The sequence below is a fragment of the Nocardia sp. NPDC004718 genome (assembly GCF_053601535.1).
Genome location: NZ_JBSGCA010000006.1, coordinates 96,484 through 114,294 on the forward strand (window position 1 = coordinate 96,484; position 17,811 = coordinate 114,294).

The 17,811-nt window shown below is 68.8% G+C and carries 17 protein-coding genes and 1 pseudogene; 2 read left to right on the forward strand and 16 right to left on the reverse strand.

Features of this window, described 5'->3' with window-relative positions:
* The first annotated feature begins 160 nt into the window (after positions 1-160).
* A complete protein-coding gene (locus ACWEH3_RS06885) occupies positions 161-826 on the forward strand; it encodes a serine protease (RefSeq protein ID WP_450018226.1) in 666 nt (221 codons plus the stop codon).
* A gap of 30 nt (positions 827-856) precedes the next feature.
* On the opposite strand, the gene ACWEH3_RS06890 is transcribed toward ACWEH3_RS06885, so the two are convergent.
* Positions 857-1,546: an FHA domain-containing protein gene (locus tag ACWEH3_RS06890; RefSeq protein ID WP_450018228.1), complete on the reverse strand. Its 690-nt coding sequence runs from the start codon at positions 1,544-1,546 to the stop codon at positions 857-859.
* A 212-nt stretch (positions 1,547-1,758) separates the two neighbouring features.
* Here ACWEH3_RS06890 and ACWEH3_RS06895 point away from each other — a divergent pair, with 212 nt between their 5' ends.
* Positions 1,759-2,256, forward strand: a complete 498-nt coding sequence (locus ACWEH3_RS06895) for an N-acetyltransferase family protein (protein WP_450018230.1) — start codon at positions 1,759-1,761, stop codon at positions 2,254-2,256.
* A gap of 725 nt (positions 2,257-2,981) precedes the next feature.
* On the opposite strand, the pseudogene ACWEH3_RS06900 reads toward ACWEH3_RS06895, so the two are convergent.
* The 15 genes and pseudogenes from ACWEH3_RS06900 to ACWEH3_RS06970 all read right to left on the reverse strand — a co-directional run.
* Positions 2,982-3,065: pseudogene (locus tag ACWEH3_RS06900) on the reverse strand (biotin carboxylase N-terminal domain-containing protein); the annotation flags it as partial.
* Positions 3,066-3,075: 10 nt separating this feature from the next.
* Positions 3,076-3,525 carry a hypothetical protein gene (locus tag ACWEH3_RS06905; RefSeq protein WP_452358282.1) on the reverse strand — a complete coding sequence of 150 codons (450 nt, stop codon included), beginning with the start codon at positions 3,523-3,525 and terminating at the stop codon, positions 3,076-3,078.
* Positions 3,526-3,565: 40 nt separating this feature from the next.
* Positions 3,566-4,489: a tyrosine-type recombinase/integrase gene (locus tag ACWEH3_RS06910; protein WP_450019385.1), complete on the reverse strand. Its 924-nt coding sequence runs from the start codon at positions 4,487-4,489 to the stop codon at positions 3,566-3,568.
* A 54-nt stretch (positions 4,490-4,543) separates the two neighbouring features.
* Entirely contained in the window at positions 4,544-5,734 is a 1,191-nt protein-coding gene (dprA, locus tag ACWEH3_RS06915; RefSeq protein WP_450019478.1) for a DNA-processing protein DprA, read from the reverse strand.
* 299 nt (positions 5,735-6,033) lie between these two features.
* On the reverse strand, positions 6,034-7,542 hold the full coding sequence (locus tag ACWEH3_RS06920; RefSeq protein WP_450019387.1) for a YifB family Mg chelatase-like AAA ATPase: 1,509 nt from the start codon (positions 7,540-7,542) through the stop codon (positions 6,034-6,036).
* Positions 7,543-7,899, reverse strand: coding sequence for a YraN family protein (locus tag ACWEH3_RS06925; protein WP_450019389.1), 357 nt, complete (start codon positions 7,897-7,899; stop codon positions 7,543-7,545).
* A gap of 101 nt (positions 7,900-8,000) precedes the next feature.
* Positions 8,001-8,306 carry a DUF2469 domain-containing protein gene (locus tag ACWEH3_RS06930; RefSeq protein ID WP_011210678.1) on the reverse strand — a complete coding sequence of 102 codons (306 nt, stop codon included), beginning with the start codon at positions 8,304-8,306 and terminating at the stop codon, positions 8,001-8,003.
* A 46-nt stretch (positions 8,307-8,352) separates the two neighbouring features.
* Positions 8,353-9,138: a ribonuclease HII gene (locus ACWEH3_RS06935; RefSeq protein ID WP_450019480.1), complete on the reverse strand. Its 786-nt coding sequence runs from the start codon at positions 9,136-9,138 to the stop codon at positions 8,353-8,355.
* A gap of 48 nt (positions 9,139-9,186) precedes the next feature.
* Positions 9,187-9,969, reverse strand: a complete 783-nt coding sequence (gene lepB, locus ACWEH3_RS06940; protein ID WP_355069897.1) for a signal peptidase I — start codon at positions 9,967-9,969, stop codon at positions 9,187-9,189.
* Between the two features lie 77 nt (positions 9,970-10,046).
* Positions 10,047-10,388, reverse strand: a complete 342-nt coding sequence (rplS, locus tag ACWEH3_RS06945; protein WP_014352079.1) for a 50S ribosomal protein L19 — start codon at positions 10,386-10,388, stop codon at positions 10,047-10,049.
* Between the two features lie 211 nt (positions 10,389-10,599).
* Positions 10,600-10,890, reverse strand: a complete 291-nt coding sequence (locus tag ACWEH3_RS06950) for a hypothetical protein (RefSeq protein WP_355069896.1) — start codon at positions 10,888-10,890, stop codon at positions 10,600-10,602.
* Positions 10,891-11,052: 162 nt separating this feature from the next.
* On the reverse strand, positions 11,053-11,973 hold the full coding sequence (locus ACWEH3_RS06955; RefSeq protein ID WP_379251472.1) for a hypothetical protein: 921 nt from the start codon (positions 11,971-11,973) through the stop codon (positions 11,053-11,055).
* 27 nt (positions 11,974-12,000) lie between these two features.
* Positions 12,001-14,376 carry a Tex family protein gene (locus tag ACWEH3_RS06960; protein ID WP_450019482.1) on the reverse strand — a complete coding sequence of 792 codons (2,376 nt, stop codon included), beginning with the start codon at positions 14,374-14,376 and terminating at the stop codon, positions 12,001-12,003.
* Positions 14,377-14,482: 106 nt separating this feature from the next.
* Complete coding sequence (locus ACWEH3_RS06965) at positions 14,483-16,120, reverse strand: AMP-binding protein (RefSeq protein WP_450019392.1); 1,638 nt, start codon at positions 16,118-16,120, stop codon at positions 14,483-14,485.
* Positions 16,117-17,751: an AMP-binding protein gene (locus ACWEH3_RS06970; protein ID WP_450019394.1), complete on the reverse strand. Its 1,635-nt coding sequence runs from the start codon at positions 17,749-17,751 to the stop codon at positions 16,117-16,119. The genes ACWEH3_RS06965 and ACWEH3_RS06970 overlap by 4 nt, the downstream gene beginning before the upstream one ends.
* Positions 17,752-17,811 lie beyond the last annotated feature (60 nt).

Sequence of the window (17,811 nt, forward strand, 5' to 3'; positions counted from 1 at the left end):
TCATAAGCCCTTCGAACACGAGTGCGCCTCGGGCATAGACCCGAGGCGCATCACCTCTGTTTCCCACCCCGATGAATAAATTCGTTTCGAGCCGTATCCCTGACGCGTGAACATCTGGGAACCGACGGTGACGCACGGATAAGTGCGGTTGAATTACCGGATGACCAAGTTCAGGAAACTCGTGGGCGCCGCGGCGGCATTCGCCGCGATGACAGCGCCGTTCGGAGCACCTGGGACCGCGCAGGCCGCGACGCCATCCGTGCTGGGTGGCGGCTCCGGCATCGTCGTCGGCGGTCAGAACATCTGCACTCTGACCACGATCGGACGCGACTCCGGTGGGCGGCTGGTCGGGTTCACCGCGGGGCATTGCGGTGGGGCGAATGCCGCCATCGTCTCGGAGAACGATCGCGACGCGGGCACCCTCGGCACCATCGTCTACGCCAACAACGACATGGACTATGCCGTCATCGAATTCGATCCGGGGAAGGTGACGCCGGTCAACCAAGTGGGCGGAACCACCATTACCGGCCTGGGCGGGCCGGCGCGATTCCCGGACACCGTCTGCAAGGAGGGCAGGACGACCGGCCGGACCTGCGGGCCCGCCTACGGCGATATGTTGACGGGCGGCAATTCGACGTGGAGCCAAACATGTGTCGCCGAGGGAGATTCGGGCGCTCCGCTCGTCGTCGGAACGACGCTCGTCGGCATGGTCAACGGTTACTTGGCGGTGCCGTGCCTCGGACCGGAACTCGGCGCCGACATCACCGCGGTCGTCGCGGACGTGAATGCACGCGGCGGGGCAGGTTCCGGTTTTCAGCCGATCTGATCGGATTTCAGTTCCTCACCAGCCGGAGCCTTACCTCTCCTGGTCGGTGACGATGCCGAATTCGATAGCGCGCTCGACCAGGAACAGCCTCTTCTGGTTCGGGGGTAGGGCTTCGACCTGGAATATCCGGAACAGCGCCCGCATATGCGTCTTCACCGTGGACAGACTCAGACACAAATTGTCCGCGATCTGCCGGTTGGAGGCGGGGTAGGAGTACGCGTCGCGCGCGTCGTACGGGTGGCACAGCGCCTCGAGAACCACATACTGGGCCGGGGTGAGGGAGTTCCGGGTCGGCAGTGGTGAATGGGCGAGAGTCATTTCCTCGTCGAAGGACTCGTCGGCCCGCAAGACGAATACCGATCGACCCACGCGAATCATGTCGCCGGAACCGAGTTTCCGCCGACCGCCCACACGTTCGCCATTGACGAATGTCCCATTCTTGGACAATCCGTCGTCGACGATGGTCCAGCATCCGCCCACCCGCTCGAGAATGGCGTGCAGCCGGGACACGGTCGGGTCGGAAGTCACGACGATATCGGCGGCGACGGAGCGCCCGATCGTCATCCTGGACGCGCCGCCGTTGAGGGAGATCTCCCGCGCCCCGTCCGGTGCGGCGGGCTGCGGCGAGGCGGAAGCGATGGCCGAGCGGCGCCACGCGGACTGCCCCACCAGTGGGTGCAGTTCGCGACGCAGGGCCTCCGGTCCGCTGGACGTAGACATCGCTCGTCTTCCCACTCGAAGTACGCCGTGAACTGCGGGCACTGATTCGCTACCTCAAGGGTGCCCTTTCTCAACGCCGATCACATGCCTATTCGACTACTTCTCTGCGCGAGCGAGGCAGTACCGGACCGCAGTGCACGACAATGAACGGAAATCCAACCGATCGGTCTGAATAATGCTGCCTCCAGCGTGGGGCAGTAAGAATGGTCGAGATGAGCGTCATCATTCGACCGCGCACCGAGGGTGACCTCGACGCCTGCGCCGCGGCACTGCGGCACGTCCACGACAACGATCGGTATCCGGACGTGTGGCCTGCGGACCCGGCGGGCTGGCTGTCGCCGCCCAAACTACTCGCGGCCCTTGTCGCCGAACACGACGGAGCGGTGGTCGGGCACGCCGGACTCGGCACGGGCGGCGGAATGCCGGAGGTGGTGGGCGAATCGGTCGGCGCGGAGACCGTCGTCTCGGTGATCCGGCTGTATGTCGTCCCGGTCGCGCGCCGGGTGGGAGTGGGTTCGCAGTTGCTGACCGCGACTGCGCGCATGGGCGCGCGTCTGGGGCACCGTGCTGTACTCACCGTGGCCTCCGACAGTGCGGCAGCGATAGCGATGTACGAGCGGCACGGTTGGCGGCAGGTGTACAGCGGGCCCGGCGGTTGGCATACCGCGGATGGACAACAGGCGCGGGTGCGTTACTACGTCAGCCCGTGACGGGTCGCGGATGTTGTCGCTTGTCCGCGAACTCCCTTTATCCGGGAAATCGCGGCCTGCGACTATGCCGGGTGTCGTTGGCGACGCGCCCACCTGGGCGGAACCGGCGACCGCACTGCGAAGATGTGGGTCAGCAGTGGCGACGAGCCCAATGGATGCGGCGCACTCGATAAAGCCCACACGGCCTCCCACGCACACGCGCCGGCAGGCTGAGGCAACTGGCCCCGCCCACACTCGCACACAGTCCAGCAGGCCCAGAGCATCGGCCGCCCACACTCTGGCAGGCCCACACACGGGCCGCGCCTCCCTCACGCACACTCTCCAGCAGGCCCACGCACGAACTGCCGCCCTCACATACTCGAGCACGCCAAGGGCACCAGCCGCCCACACTCGCACATGCTCCGGCAGGGCAAGGCACGGACCGCCGCCCTCAGACACTCCTGCAGGCTTACGCACGAACCACCGCCCTCACGCACACTCCAGCGCGGACCGCCAGCACTCGCACACGCTCCAGCAGACCAACACACGAACCACCCGCCCCGGCGCACACTCCCGCGGGCCCAGCGGCACGGCACAGGCCGCCCACACTCGCACACGGCTCCAGCAGGCCAACGCATGGGCCCGGCGCACTGTGCACGTACGTACCCGCTGGCGGTACCGGAGGACAGCGTGCCCTGCCATCCGACCGGTGGCCTCGACGCCGTGATCGGCATCGACAGCCGGGCGGTGCGCACGCCGAGTTCGCGGCAGGTGCGCGCGACGCGCAGCGCGATCTCACCACGGTTGGCGATCAGGATCTTCTCGAACATGGCGCCACTCCTACGCGACCGACCGGACCAGGACCTGCTGCCGCGCACCGAAGCGCCGGAACCGGGCGCGGCGCTCGTCGGCCAGCTCCGCACCGCTGCGACCGGACAGTTCGCCGAGAGCCGCGGCCAGCGCGCGATGCAGCTGTTCGGCCGCGGCCACGGGGGCCGCGCCCACGTCGTCGCCCGGCTCGGGCAGCACCGCGTCGACCACACCGAGACGCAGCAGGTCCCGCGCGGTCAGCGACAGCGCGGCCGCGGCCTCCGGTGCGGCGGCGGGGTCGTTCCACACGATCGCCGCGCAGCTTTCCGATTTGTCGTCGCATTCAAGATGCAGCGCCGTCTCCGCGTGACCCCAAAGGGCCGAAGCCGATGGACGCCGCGTCGCCGAAGGTGGGCTGCACTCGTTCGCTCGGCCCTCACCCGCACCAATCGCTTGGGTATCGGCGGATCCAACGTGCACGCACTAGACCCCGTCGCCGCCACTGCTCCCCACGATCGGGTCAGGCGCGGGGGTGGGCTTGGTCGTGCACCTTCTTGAGGCGGTCGATGGAGACGTGGGTGTAGAGCTGGGTGGTGGCCATGCTTGCGTGTCCGAGGAGTTCCTGGACCACGCGTAGGTCGGCACCGCCCTCGAGAAGGTGGGTCGCTGCGGTGTGCCGCAGACCGTGCGGCGCCAGGTCCGGTGCGCCTGGGATGGCTGAGACCACCTCGTGCACAACGGTTCTGGCCTGGCGCTGATCCAAGCGCCTGCCGCGGCGGCCGAGCAGCAGCGCTCGACCCGAGTCCGCGGTGGCGAAAGCGGGGCGTCCGTAGTGCAGCCAGTTGCCTACCGCCTCGTCGGCGGGCGTGCCGAACGGCGCCGAGCGCTCCTTGTTGCCTTTGCCGAGCACCCGCACCACGCGCCGCTCGCGGTCCACGTCTTCGATGTCCAGCCCGCACAACTCGCTGACCCGGATACCGGTGGCGTACAGCAATTCCACGATCGCTCGATCGCGCAGCGCCATCGGATCGCGCTGCGCGGCGCCGGATTCCGCCGCGTCCATGGCACCGAGCGCCTGTTGTCGCCCGAGTACGGCGGGCAGCACGCGATGCGCCTTCGGCGACCCCAGACGCAGTCCGGGATCGACGGGCAGCCGGCCGGCCCGGGTAAGCCACGCGGTGAACGTGCGCGCCGACGACGCCCGCCGGGCCACGGTCGTGCGCGCCGCACCCGCGGCGGCTTGCCGGGCCAGCCACGAACGCAGCAACATCAGGTCCAGTTCGCGAATCGCCGAATCCGCCGATCGCGCGTACAGGTGCTCCAGCAAGGATCGCGCGTCCCCCAGATACGCGCGCACCGTGTGCTCCGAGCGGTTGCGCCCGAGCCGCAGATGCCTGCCGTACTCCGTCAGCAGTGCTTCGAGATCTTCGGGCAGTTCGTCCATGCCTCCACCGTCCCCACCCGTGGTCCGGATGGCAAGCGACCGCGCCGAACACGCTCATCGACCCCGTACCGTTCGGTGCCAACCGCTTTCGTCACTGGACACCAGACCCGCCAATTCGAGAGCGGACAAAGTCGCACGGACCACCGGAAGCGACAATCCGCACTGCCGGGCGACCTCCAGTGGCAGTCGCGAGCCGATTCTCGGCAGCGCGGCGAAGACCAGCGCGTCGTCTCCGGTCAGCTGACCCTCCGGATTGCCGCCCGCTGCCGCCGCGGGGACCGACAGCCGCAACGGTCCGGCCTCGTCGACGACTTCTTCGGCTCGGGTCACCAGCAGGGCTTCGCCGTCGCGGATCATGCGGTGACAGCCCACCGAAGCGGCCGAGGTCACCGGACCCGGCACGGCCAAGGCGGGACGACCCATGCGGCGTGCCCATTTGACGGTGTTGCGCGCGCCGCTGCGCAGGCCCGCCTCGACGACGAGCACGCCGTCGGCGAGAGCGGCGATCAGGCGGTTCCGGGCCAGGAACTGATGCTTCTGTGCGGTGACGCCGGGCGGGTATTCGCTGACGACCAAACCTGATTCGGCTATATCGGCCAGCAGGCGTTCGTGCTGCACCGGGTAGGGCCGGTCGATGCCGCAGGCCAGCACGGCGATCGTGGGGCCTTCCACGGCCAGCGCTGCCCGGTGCGCCATGCCGTCGATACCGAACGCCGCTCCGGACACGATGGTCCACCCCTGCGCGGCGAGGTCGCCCGCGATCTCCCCCGTGACCCGGTTTCCGTAGCCGGTGCTGCACCGCGCCCCGACCACCGCCACCGCGCGTTCACTGGATTCCAGCAGCGAGCGCGGGCCACGTACCCACAACACGAGCGGCACCGCGCCGTCGCGATCCTTGCCCGGCTCGAGCTGGGCGAGACCGAGCATGCGCCAGGCAGGCCATTCCGGATCGTCCGGCGTCACCACGCGCCCCCCGATCCGCTCGATGATCTCGAGATCCCGCGCCGCGAGGTCGATGTCGCGCCGCTGCGCCGTGGGCCCGCGGAGTGGTTCGGGCAACGCGCACTCCCGCACGGCACGGGCCGCCTCGACAACTCCGACCGACTCGATGAGCGCAGACAGCGGCGCACACGGCCCCTGAACCACCCGCGATAGATACACCCACGCGAGCCGCCGGTTGTCGCGTTCACCAGGCGGCGGTCCGCCCGCGCGCACGGGCACCCCGACCACCGCGGGCACACCCATGGCTCCGGGCACGCTCGTCGCCACCGGCGTGTGGACAGCCGGGGCTACGTTCGCCGTAGCGGGCACGCCCGCGACCATATTAGGAACCGCACCCGCAGGCACCTGTACCACCGCAGGCGCGTCCGAGGCTCCGGATAGTTCCACTGTCCCGCCGACGCCTGCGATTCCGGAGAGGTTCCGGACCGCAGGCCGGGCCTTCACCGCAGGCAAGTCGCCGGCCCGAGGCATGTCCTGGGCGGCGAGCACATCGACGGCCGCAGGCGGGTCGGCCGCCGCGCCTTCGGGCGGCACCGTCGCGCTCACTGCGCACCCCGCTGACGGAAGTTCAACGCGGACAGTACGTCCTGCGCCGAGGGCAGCTCGCCGCCGCGCAGATCGCAGATGGTCCACGCGACGCGGATGGCTCGGTCGGCACCCCGCGCGGACATGCGGCCGAGACGCAACGCGGCCTCGACCGGAGCGATCGAATCGCGCGGCAACCGGAATCGTTGACGCAGGATGTGGCCGGGAACCTCGGCGTTGGTGAGCCATCCGTATTCGCGCCACCGGGCGGCGGCGGCGCGCCGTGCGACGGCGACCCGGCCGCGGACCACCTCGCTGCTCTCGGCCGCATCGGTGCTGAACGCCGCGCCGGACTGCCCGTGCATCCGCACCCAGATGTCGATCCGGTCCATCAGCGGACCGGACAATTTGCCGAGATAGCGGCGGCGAGCCAGCGGCGCGCAGATGCAGTCGACGTCGCGCGCCGGAGCACACGGGCACGGATTGGCCGCCAGCACCAGCTGGAAGCGGGCCGGGTACCGCGCGACACCGTCGCGCCGGGCGATGCGCACTTCCCCTTCTTCCAACGGCGTTCGCATCGCTTCCAGCACTTTCGTGCCGAGCTCGGCACATTCGTCGAGGAACAGGACGCCGCGGTGGGCTCGGCTGACCGCGCCCGGCCTGGCGGTCCCCGAGCCGCCGCCGATCATCGCGGTCACCGAGGTCGAGTGGTGCGGGGCGACGAACGGCGGCGCGGTGACCAGCGGGTGATCGCCTGCGAGTGTGCCCGCCATGGAGTGGATGGCGGTGACCTCCAGCGCCTCGGTCTCCGTGAGCGGTGGCAGCAGCCCCGGAAGACGTTGGGCCAGCATGGTTTTGCCGATGCCGGGCGGCCCGGTGAGCAGCAGGTGGTGCCCGCCCGCCGCAGCCACCTCCAAAGCCCAGCGGGCTTCTTCCTGCCCCACCACCTCGCTCAGATCGCCGCCGTGGCGCACCGTGTCGGGCAGGTCGCCGTCCGGCTCGTCGAGCGCGCCTTCCCCGCGCAACCAGGCCACCACCGCGCGCAAGCTGGCCGCCCCGAAGACCTCGATGCCCTCGACGAGCCCGGCCTCCGCCAGGGTCACCGCGGGCACCACGACGGTCGACCAGCCCGCCCTGCGCGCGGCGAGCACGGCGGGCAGGATGCCGCGCACCCGCCGCACCCGTCCGTCCAGCGCGAGTTCACCGAGCAGCACCGTCTTCGCGAGCCGTTCGGAGGGCACCGAGCCGGACGCGTCCAGCACGGCGATCGCGAGCGCCAGGTCGTACACGCTGCCGAGCTTCGGCAGTGTCGCGGGCGACAGCGCGAGAACCACCCGGCCATCGGGCCACTTCTCCCCCGAGTTCGCCACCGCGGAGCGGATCCGGTCACGGGACTCCTGCAACGCGGTGTCGGGAAGGCCGACCAGGTGGACCGATGGCAGGCCCTGTCCGATATCTGCCTCGATCTCGACGAGCAGACCGTCCACGCCGGTGACCGCGACCGAGTGCGCCCGCCCCAGCGCCATTCAGAACACCGCCTCGAGATGGTCGATGACCGGTGTACCCCCCCGCGCCACCAGCACCGACACCACGTCGAACCGGATGCGCCGCCACGGCCCCTCCTGCTCGGCCAGCCACAGCAGCGCCAGCCGCCGGATCCGCTGCCGCTTGGCGAAGGTGACCGACTCCGCGGGGGTGCCGTAGCCCAACCCGGAGCGGGTCTTGACCTCGATGAACGCGGTCACATCCCCGTCTCGGGCGATCAGATCGAGCTCGCCGTATCGGCACCGCCAGTTCTTGGCGACGATTTCCATCCCCGCGGCGCGCAGAAAGTCCGCCGCCAGTTCCTCCCCGTGCGCGCCGAGCGCCTGTTTGTCCGTCACCCGGCCAGCGTGCGCCGCAGCCGGATCAGGTCAGCGCCGCCGACCTGGGGAATCGAAAAACCTGTTGATAACCGAGTGGCTGTGCAGAACGCCGGGCGGGTTCACTCGGGCAAGCGCAGGTCCGGCTTCTCCAGCTCCTCGATGTTGACGTCTTTGAAGGTGATGACCCGGACGTGCTTGACGAAGCGGGCCGGGCGGTACATGTCCCAGACCCACGCGTCGCTCATCCGCACCTCGAAGTACACCTCGCCGTCCGCGTTCTGCGGCCGCAGCTCCACGGAATTGGCCAGGTAGAAGCGGCGCTCGGTCTCCACCACGTACGAAAACTGACCGACGATGTCCTTGTACTCGCGATACAGCGAGAGCTCCATCTCGGTTTCGTACTTCTCGAGGTCCTCGGCACTCATCGGGTGGGACGTCCTCCTTCTCGCCGCATCGCGTCGTGTGGTGACATCATCGCGCATGCGCTGCGTCGGTAGCTACTCGGCCAGCCGTACGCCCGTTCGGAAACTGCTCCGACAGCGCCTCGTCCACGCCCTCGGCCAGTACGGCGTCCGCGACATCGGCCGTCGCCGCGACCGGGCGCAACCCGGCGGCTTCGCGCACGTTGCGCCAGGAGCGCCGGTGCTCGCTGCTCGGGCCGAGACGTTGCAACGCGGCGGTGTGTTCGGGCGTGTTGTAGCCCTTGTGGGCGGCGAATCCGTAGCCGGGGAACCGCTCGTCCAGCTCGACCATGATGCGGTCCCTGGTGACCTTGGCCAGGATGCTGGCCGCCGCGATGCAGGCCGCCGCACCGTCGCCGCCGATCACCGGCAGCGAAGGCACCGGTATGCCGGGCACCCGGAACCCATCGGTCAGCACGTAGCCGGGAGTGCGCCCGAGCCCGGCCACGGCGCGGCGCATCCCCTCGATATTGGCGACGTGGATGCCGATCGAGTCGATCTCCCAGGCCGGGATCACGACGACCTGATAAGCGAGTGCCAGACGGACGATCACCGGGTACAGCTCTTCGCGAGTGGCCTCGGTGAGCTTCTTGGAGTCGTCGAGGCCGGCCAGCCTGTCGTACGCCTTCGGGGCCAGCAGGCACGCCGCCACCACCAGTGGTCCCGCGCAGGGGCCGCGTCCCGCCTCGTCGACACCGGCGACCGGCCCGAGACCACTGCGGATCAACGCCGCCTCGAGCGTGCGCAATCCTCCGGCCCTGCGCATCACCACACGCGGCGGCCAACCGTTACCCACCGGCACTCGACCTTGCCCCACCGTTCGATTATCCAGCGCCTCGCGTGATCAGTTCTGCTGGGGATTCTCCGAGTGCACCGGACCGATCCGTCCGGGCGGCCAGATCTTGAACACCGCCTTGCCGCGGACGTTCTCCACAGGGATGGTGCCCTGCAGTTCGTCGGTGATGTGGGCGCGGGAGTCGGCGGACTGGTTGCGGTTGTCGCCCATCACCCACAGATGCCCTTCGGGCACCTTCACGGGCTTGAACTCGCGGCCGCCGGAGGCGTTGTAGGGCTGGCCGGGCACATACGGGGCGAGGTACCGGGCGTACGGCTCGTCCAGCGGCTTGCCGTCCACGATGACCCGCCCCTGCGGGTCGCAGCACTCCACGGTCTGGCCGCCGACCGCGATGACGCGCTTCACCAGATCGTTCTCGTCCGGCGGCACCAAGCCGAAGAAGGAGAAGAAGTTCTGCACGCCACGGACCGCGGGATTGTCCGAGCGGATCGACTGGTAGCGGGTGTTCCACGACGGCGGGCCGACGAACACGACCACGTCGCCCGGTTGCGGGTCACCCCAGTAGTAGCTCAGCTTCTGCACGTAGATGCGGTCACCGGTGCATCCGGCGCATCCGTGCAACGTGGTTTCCATCGACTCCGAGGGAATCACGTACGGCCGACCGACAAAGGTAACCATCAGCGCGGCGATCACCGCGGCGATCACGATGAGGATCGGCAATTCCTGCCAGAACGGCCGCTGCTTCTTCTTCGATCGCCGCTTGGCGCGACCCGCCCGCGTACTCTCGTCGCCCGATTCGGACACCGATACCGACCCACTTTCGTCTGCCACGCCGAACAGATTAGCCCGGCAGCGAAACCGAGGTCCGATGCCGGGCTGAGGAAGATCTGTTGTGCCGAAAAGCTAACTCAGCGCTTTTCCTTGATCTTGGCGGCCTTGCCACGCAGGTCGCGCAGGTAGTACAGCTTGGCGCGGCGGACATCACCGCGGGTCACGACATCGATGTGGTCGATGTTCGGGCTGTGCACCGGAAAGGTGCGCTCGACGCCGACACCGAACGACACCTTGCGGACGGTGAAGGTCTCGCGGATGCCACCGCCCTGGCGACGGATCACGACGCCCTTGAAGACCTGGATGCGCTCCTTCGAGCCTTCGATGACCTTCACGTGCACGTTCAGCGTGTCGCCCGGCCGGAACTCGGGGACGTCGCTGCGCAGCGACTTCTCGTCGACGAAGTCAAGGGTGTTCATTTCCATCCTTATGGTTTCGCGCGAACAGAGGACCCTGGCGGCACTGGGCGTGCTCGGCCGGTTCATGCTCCGATCAATGGGATGCGCCGGGTCGACAACCACCCAGGGCAACCTGAGCATTGTGCCAGATCGGCGCGCCGTGGAAGAAATCGACCCTGGTGGCGGCGAGTCGGCGGTCTCTTCACATTACGCCCGAGGCGGTGCGCTCGGTTCACGACTCCGGCGGGAGTATGGGCGAGGCGAACACTTCTTCGAGCGGAATCGGGCCGGTGTAGCGGCGGCAGTTGCAACCGACCCACTCACGCAGGCCGTGGATGCCTTTGCGGGAGATCTCGGCGTGACAAGCGCCCGAGGAGCGGTCGTGCAGTGCCAGGTCGTGACCACAACCGCAGCGTGCCCGAAGCTCCTTCCCCGCCCGGCCTCGCCGAGGCACGAATCGACCACATACCCAGCCGACACCGACGAGGCCGGCGCCGACCGCAAGGCTGAGCGGATCCAACATGAACGCAGTATACGTATACGCATAGCCACCGTCGATCGAAAATGGCCTGCGACAGAACCACTTACGGGTTACGCGACACAGAGGCTCCCGGCAATTTCACGCGACCCCGATCATCCCCCGCCGCGCACGGCACGTTGCCCGGCCGACCCCTCCGCTGAGCGTTCAGCGGTTCTGTTCGCCGGAGATCGCGTCCTGGGCGGGCGGCGGGCCGGGCGTACGCGGCGAGCCGTGGTCGGAGTGCCAGAACGAATGGTCGCGGTGCGGAGCGGGCGGGGCGGGCACGACCGTGCGGGTGAGTTCCGCCTCCGCCGCCGTGCGGACGTGCTCGACATCCGGTTTTCCGGCGACCAGATCCTGCACGAAGATCTTGGCGCGGATGACCGGGCGACGGTATCGCCGTTCCCGGACGATGGCCCGGTACCTCAGGCGCCTGCGGTCGCCGTAACGCCAGCGCGCCCATGGCGCGCCGGGGCGGCTCAGCCGCAGCGCACCGACGACCAGCAACGGCAGGAAGAACATGCCGAACAGGCCGGTCCAGATCTTCCCCTTGGCGATCACGATCGCGGCGAGAGCCAGGTTGACCACGGCGAACGCCACGACGAAGGCGCGGACCTCGAGGCTCGGATCGTGCCGGAAGTCGTTGATGTCCAGCAGCCACAGCGGGTGGAAGCCCAGCAGCAGCAGTCCCGTCACGGCGAGCGCGACGAACACCGCGTCCACCGATGTGCGCCCCTGCTCCTCCCAGTACACGTCGCGCAGATAGAAGATCAGCGCGAATTCGTCGAGCACCAGAGCGGCGCCCACGCCGAAGAGCGCGGCGAGGACGCTGGCCGTTGCGGCGTCGGCGCTCTCGTACTGGGAGACCATGCCGATGCCGGAGGAGAGCAGCAGGATCACCCCGAACACCATGTGGTGGATGTGCGTGTCACCGGCCCGCAGGTTGCCCGGCCACCAGCGCACGCGGGCGCGAATCAGCCGGACGCTGAGGCGGATGAACAGGAATCCGACGATGAATCCGAGCAGGAAGCACAGCAACGGCAGCCGCCCTTGGGCGATCACGTCTTCGTGGAGCCACCGTCGCATGGCCTCTACTTCCTCCTGCGGACCGGGCTACTGGCCGAAACCCGCCCTGCGCAAGGCGTCCGCCATCGCGCCGCTAGGTGCCGGCGCGTTCCTGCGCTGATTGCCGCCACGCCCCTGTCCTTGATTGCGGTTCTGGCCCTGCTGCCTGTTCTGACCATTCTGCCGCTGCCGCTGATCGCTTCCACCGGATCGGCCGCCGCCTTGACCGCGCTGCCGGTTGTCGCCGCCCTTGGCGGGCGTGCCGGGTTCGTCGTCCAGGCGCAGGGACAGACCGATGCGCTGGCGCGCGACGTCCACCTCGAGCACCTTCACCTTCACGACGTCGCCGGACTTGACCACTTCGCGCGGATCCTTGACGAAGTTGTGCGACATGGCCGAGACGTGCACCAAGCCGTCCTGGTGCACGCCCACGTCGACGAACGCGCCGAAGGCGGCCACGTTCGTCACCACGCCCTCGAGCACCATGCCCGGCTTCAGGTCGGCGACCTTCTCCACACCCGCCGCGAACTCAGCGGTCTTGAATTCCGGACGCGGGTCGCGCCCCGGCTTCTCCAGCTCGGCGATGATGTCGGTGACGGTCGGTACACCGAAGCGCTCGTCGGTGAAATCGCCCGCGCGCAGCGAGCGCAGCGCCGTGGTGTTGCCGATGATCTCCGCGATGCCGCGCCCCGTCGATTCGAGGATGCGCCGCACCACCGGATACGCCTCAGGGTGCACCGCGGAGGTGTCCAGCGGATCGTCGCCGCCGCGAATGCGCAGGAAGCCCGCGCACTGTTCGAACGCCTTCGGGCCCAGCCGCGGGACGTCGAGCAGCGCGGTCCTGCTGCGGAACGGGCCGTTCTGATCCCGGTGCGCCACGATGCTCTCCGCCACCGACGCGGCGATGCCGGAGACCCGCGACAGCAGCGGCACCGAGGCGGTGTTCACGTCCACGCCGACCGCGTTCACCGCGTCCTCGACCACCGCGCCCAGCGAACGGGCCAGCAGCGATTCGGACACGTCGTGCTGGTACTGGCCGACGCCGATGGACTTCGGATCGATCTTCACCAGCTCGGCCAGCGGGTCCTGCAGTCGGCGCGCGATCGACACCGCGCCGCGCAGCGACACGTCCAGCTCGGGTAACTCCTGCGAGGCGTAGGCCGAGGCGGAGTACACCGAAGCGCCCGCCTCGGAGACCACGATCTTGGTGGGCTTGTTCTCCGGGATGCGCGAGATCAGTTCGGCGGCGAGGGCGTCGGTCTCGCGCGAGGCGGTGCCGTTGCCGATGGCGATGAGTTCCACGCCGAATCGGGCCACCAGCGCGCCGAGCACCGCGAGCGACTTCTCGGTCTGGCCCTGCGGTTTGTGCGGGTAGATCACCTCGGTGGCGACCACTTTGCCGGTGGCGTCGACCACCGCCACTTTCACGCCGGTGCGGTAGCCAGGGTCCAGACCCATCGTCGTGCGGGTGCCCGCGGGGGCGGCGAGCAGTAGATCGCGCAGATTCGCGGCGAATACGTCCACCGCGTCCTTCTCCGCCGCCTGCCGCAACCGCATCCTGGTGTCGATGCCGAGGCTGACCTGCAGCTTGGTTCGCCAAGCCCAGCGCACCGTGTCCAGCAGCCAGGAGTCGGCGGGGCGGCCCCGGTCGGCGATGCCGAAGCGAGTGGCGATACGACCCTCGTAGACGGTGCGCTCGCCCGGCTGCGGCTCCTCGGTGTCCGGTTCGAGGTGCAGGGTGAGCACCTCCTCCTTCTCGCCGCGCAGCAGCGCCAGGATGCGGTGGGAGGGCAGTTTGTCGAACGGCTCGCTGAACTCGAAATAGTCGGCGAACTTCGCGCCCGCTTCCTCCTTGCCCGCGCGCACGGTCGAGGTGACCTGCCCGCGGTTCCACATCAGTTCGCGCAACTCGCCGACCAGATCGGCGTCCTCGGCGAAACGTTCGACCAGGATGGCGCGTGCGCCGTCGAGTTGCTCGGCGGTGTACTGCGCCGGGTCGGTGTTCGGATCCTCGATCAGGGCGTCGGCCACCGGCTCGTGCCCGGCCTCACGCGCGATCTGCGCCTTGGTGCGCCGCTTCGGCTTGTACGGCAGGTAGATGTCCTCGAGCCGGGCCTTGGTCTCGGCGAGCAGGAGCTGCCGATGCAGAGCGTCGTCGAGTTTGCCCTGGCCCCGGATCGATTCGATGATCGCGGCCCTGCGCTCGTCGAGTTCGCGCAGGTAGTGCAGACGCTCGTCGAGCACGCGCAGCTGCGCGTCGTCCAGGCCGCCGGTGACCTCCTTGCGGTACCGGGCGATGAACGGCACCGTCGAGCCCGCGTCGAGCAGCTCGACGGCGGCGCGCACCTGGGTCTCGCGCACCGCGAGTTCCTCGGCGATGCGACGGTTCACGCTGGCTGGGCCCGCGGTGTCGGAGCGTGGCACGGCGGGTGTGGACTCTGCACTGGCAGTCTCGGGCGCTGTCGTCACGTCGGAGACACTACCGTCGCCGCCTGACACGCGGTCCACACCCAGGTGAACCTCCCTCGTGTCAGCTGTCGTCCAGGCCGAGCAGCCGCCGCGACAGTTCCCGCATCTGCGCCTTGCGGATCTTGCCGGTGACCGTCATCGGGAATTCCTCGACCACATGCACGTAGCGAGGAATCTTGAAGTGCGCCAGCTTGCCGGTGGCGAAGTCGCGCACGGCCGTGGCGTCCAATGGCGTTGCGCCCTCGCGCATCCGGATCCATGCCATCAGTTCTTCGCCGTACTTCGGATCCGGCACACCGATCACCTGCGCGTCCAGGATGTCGGGATGGGTGTAGAGGAATTCCTCGATCTCCCGCGGGTAGACGTTCTCGCCACCCCGGATGATCATGTCCTTGATCCGGCCGGTGACGGCCACATAGCCCTCGTCGTCCATCACGCCGATGTCGCCGGTGTGCATCCAACGGGCGGCGTCGATGGCCTCGGCGGTCTTGTCCGGCTCGTCCCAGTACCCGAGCATCACCGAATAGCCTCGGGTGAACAGCTCGCCGGGTTCGCCGCGCGGCACCGTGAGACCCGTTGCGGGATCGACGATCTTGACCTCCAGGTGCGGCCCGACCCGGCCGACGGTGGCGGTGCGCCGTTCGATGCCGTCGTCGCGCCGGGTCTGGGTGCTGACCGGAGACGTCTCCGTCATGCCGTAGCAGATACAGACCTCGCGCATGCCCATCCGGTCGATCACCCGCTTCATCACCTCGACCGGACACGGCGAGCCCGCCATGATCCCGGTGCGCAGAGTGGACAGGTCCGCGGCGGCCGAGTCCAGCGCGGCCAGCATGTCGATGAACATCGTCGGCACACCGTAGAGGGAGGTGCAGCGCTCGGCTTCGACCGCAGCCAGGGCCGCTCTCGGATCGAACGACGGCGACGGAATCACGATAGCCGCACCGTGACTGGTGCTCGCCAGATTGCCCATCACCATGCCGAAGCAGTGGTAGAACGGCACCGGGACGCAGATCCGGTCCTGCTCGGTGTATCCGCACAGTTCCCCGACGAAATAGCCGTTGTTCAGGATGTTGTGGTGGCTGAGCGTGGCGCCCTTCGGGAAACCGGTTGTGCCCGAGGTGTACTGGATGTTGATCGGGTCGTCGGCGGAAAGCCGCGCGCCCAGTTCGACGAGCCGATCAGTGTCGATCTCGGTGCCCGACAGCGCCTCCCACTCCGGTGTGCCCAGCACGAGCACCTGTGTCAGCGCCGGGCAGTTCGGCCGGACCTGCTCGATCATCGCCACGTAGTCCGAGGACTTGAACCGCTCGGCCGCGATGAGCATTCGCACGCCCGCCTGGCACAGCACGTACTCCAGTTCACTGGTGCGGTACGCCGGATTGATGTTGACCAGGATCGCGCCGATTTTCGCCGTGGCGTACTGCACCAGAAACCATTCCGCGCGGTTCGGCGCCCAGATGCCGACCCGGTCGCCCTTGCCGATGCCCCGTGCGGCGAGGCCGCAGGCCAGGGCGTCGACCGCGGCGCCGAGAGCGCGATAGGTCCAGCGCTGTCCGCTCGGCAGGTCCACCAGGGCCTCCCGGTCCGGGAACGCCGCCACCGCGCGATCGAGATTGCCGCCGATGGTGTCGCCGAGCAGCGGGACGTCCGACACGCCCGACGCGTAGCTGGGCAGGGGCACCGTGGCCGAAGTCATCGGGCACCGCCCTGCCGCAGCACGAACCGCTGCACCTTGCCGCTGGGCGTCTTCGGCAGACTCGCCACGAAGTGGACCCTGCGCGGGTAGGCATGCGCCGCGAACTTTCGCTTCACCAGGCTCTGTAGCTCGGCTTCCAACTCGGCACCGCCGACGGCGCCGTCACGCAGCACGACGAACGCCTCGAGCACTTCGCCGCGCAGTTCGTCCGGCATGCCGACCACCGCCGCCTCCGCGACCTGCTCGTGCAGCACGAGAACGCTCTCCACCTCGAACGGGCCGATGCGGTAGCCGGCCATGATGATCACGTCGTCGTCGCGGGAGGAGAAGCGGAAGAAGCCGTCCGCGTCCTGCGAGCCCGCGTCACCGGTCAGATACCAGCGGCCGTCGGCGGTGTAGCGCTGCGCGGTACGGTCCGGAGCGTCGAGGTAGCCGAGGAACCACAGCAGCGGACTGCGTTCCGTGTCGATCGCGACCCGGCCCAATTCGCCGGTGGGAGCGATCGTGTCGGCGTCGTCGGAGAGCACGGCGCAGGTCCAGCCGGGCAGCGAGCGACCCATCGATCCGGCCGGGGTCTCGGTATCCAGGTCTTCGTGCCAGGCGTTGCAGATAACCATGCCGTGCTCGGTCTGGCCGTAGTGGTCGCGCACCGGGACACCGAGGTACTCGACGGACCACGCGACCACTTCAGGGGTCAGCGGTTCTCCCGCCGAAGAGGCACGGCGCAATCGGGAATGCACGGGCGGCGTGGCACCGTCGGCGCGCAACGCTCGATATACCGTCGGGGCGGCGGCGAAGTTGGTGACGCCGAACGTCTCCAGCACCTGCCAGGTCAGCGGTGCCGAGAAGCCCGCGTGCAGCAGGATGCTGCGGACGCCGGTGGCCAGCGGGCCGAGGATGGCGTAGTAGAGCCCGTAGGCCCAGCCCGGATCGGCGGCGTTCCAAAAGACGTCGTCGGGGCGGACGTCCAGCGCGAATTCCTGGTACGCGTGGAAGGAGGCGAGCGCGCGCAGCGGAATCGGGACGCCCTTGGGCGTGCCCGTGGTGCCGCTGGTGAACAGTTGGACGAGCAGTCCGTCACCGCCGACCGCGATCGGCTGAGCCTGCGGAGAGGTGGCCGTATGAGCGTGGAGCAACTCGTCCATCCGCAGCGCCCCTTCGGGCGCCTCCGCTCCGGTGACGATCAACCGCCAGGACGGGTCGGCGGGCAGATCGGGTCCCGGCGCCAGCTTCGGCGCCTGGTCGGCATCGGCGATGACGACCGAGGCGCGACTGGCGTTCAACCGCAGGGCGATCGCGGGCGGAGCGAAGGCGGTGAACAGCGGAACGTGCACCGCGCCCCGGCGCCAGATCCCGAGCAGAGCGACCACCAGGTCCGCGGATTTCGCCATCAGCGTGGCGACCCGGTGGCCGGGTTCGACACCGAGTCCGGCGAGTGCGTCGGCGCAGCGGGCGGAGCGTTCGCGCAGTTCGCCGTAGGTGAGGTCGGTCGAGGACAGGTCTGCCTCGACGATCGTGAAGGCGACCCGGTCGGCCGGGTGCCGATCACACAGCAGGTCCGCCGCCGACGCGTCGGCCCGGTCGTAACAGTCCAGCAGTTCGCGCACCCGCTGATTCAGATCGGTGCCCATCTTCAGTTCTCCTCGTTCTGTGATCCAGCTCAACCCGGGTGTGCAATAGGATGTGGGTCA

Bases quoted from the DNA above. Each gene is read 5' to 3' on its own strand.
- ACWEH3_RS06885 (WP_450018226.1), top strand. From the start codon at position 161: ATGACCAAGTTCAGGAAACTCGTGGGCGCCGCGGCGGCATTCGCCGCG.
- ACWEH3_RS06890 (WP_450018228.1), bottom strand. From the start codon at position 1,546: ATGTCTACGTCCAGCGGACCGGAGGCCCTGCGTCGCGAACTGCACCCA.
- ACWEH3_RS06895 (WP_450018230.1), top strand. From the start codon at position 1,759: ATGAGCGTCATCATTCGACCGCGCACCGAGGGTGACCTCGACGCCTGC.
- ACWEH3_RS06910 (WP_450019385.1), bottom strand. From the start codon at position 4,489: ATGGACGAACTGCCCGAAGATCTCGAAGCACTGCTGACGGAGTACGGC.
- dprA (WP_450019478.1), bottom strand. From the start codon at position 5,734: ATGGGTGTGCCCGCGGTGGTCGGGGTGCCCGTGCGCGCGGGCGGACCG.
- ACWEH3_RS06920 (WP_450019387.1), bottom strand. From the start codon at position 7,542: ATGGCGCTGGGGCGGGCGCACTCGGTCGCGGTCACCGGCGTGGACGGT.
- ACWEH3_RS06930 (WP_011210678.1), bottom strand. From the start codon at position 8,306: ATGAGTGCCGAGGACCTCGAGAAGTACGAAACCGAGATGGAGCTCTCG.
- rplS (WP_014352079.1), bottom strand. From the start codon at position 10,388: ATGAACACCCTTGACTTCGTCGACGAGAAGTCGCTGCGCAGCGACGTC.
- ACWEH3_RS06950 (WP_355069896.1), bottom strand. From the start codon at position 10,890: ATGTTGGATCCGCTCAGCCTTGCGGTCGGCGCCGGCCTCGTCGGTGTC.
- ACWEH3_RS06955 (WP_379251472.1), bottom strand. From the start codon at position 11,973: ATGCGACGGTGGCTCCACGAAGACGTGATCGCCCAAGGGCGGCTGCCG.
- ACWEH3_RS06965 (WP_450019392.1), bottom strand. From the start codon at position 16,120: ATGACTTCGGCCACGGTGCCCCTGCCCAGCTACGCGTCGGGCGTGTCG.
- ACWEH3_RS06970 (WP_450019394.1), bottom strand. From the start codon at position 17,751: ATGGGCACCGATCTGAATCAGCGGGTGCGCGAACTGCTGGACTGTTAC.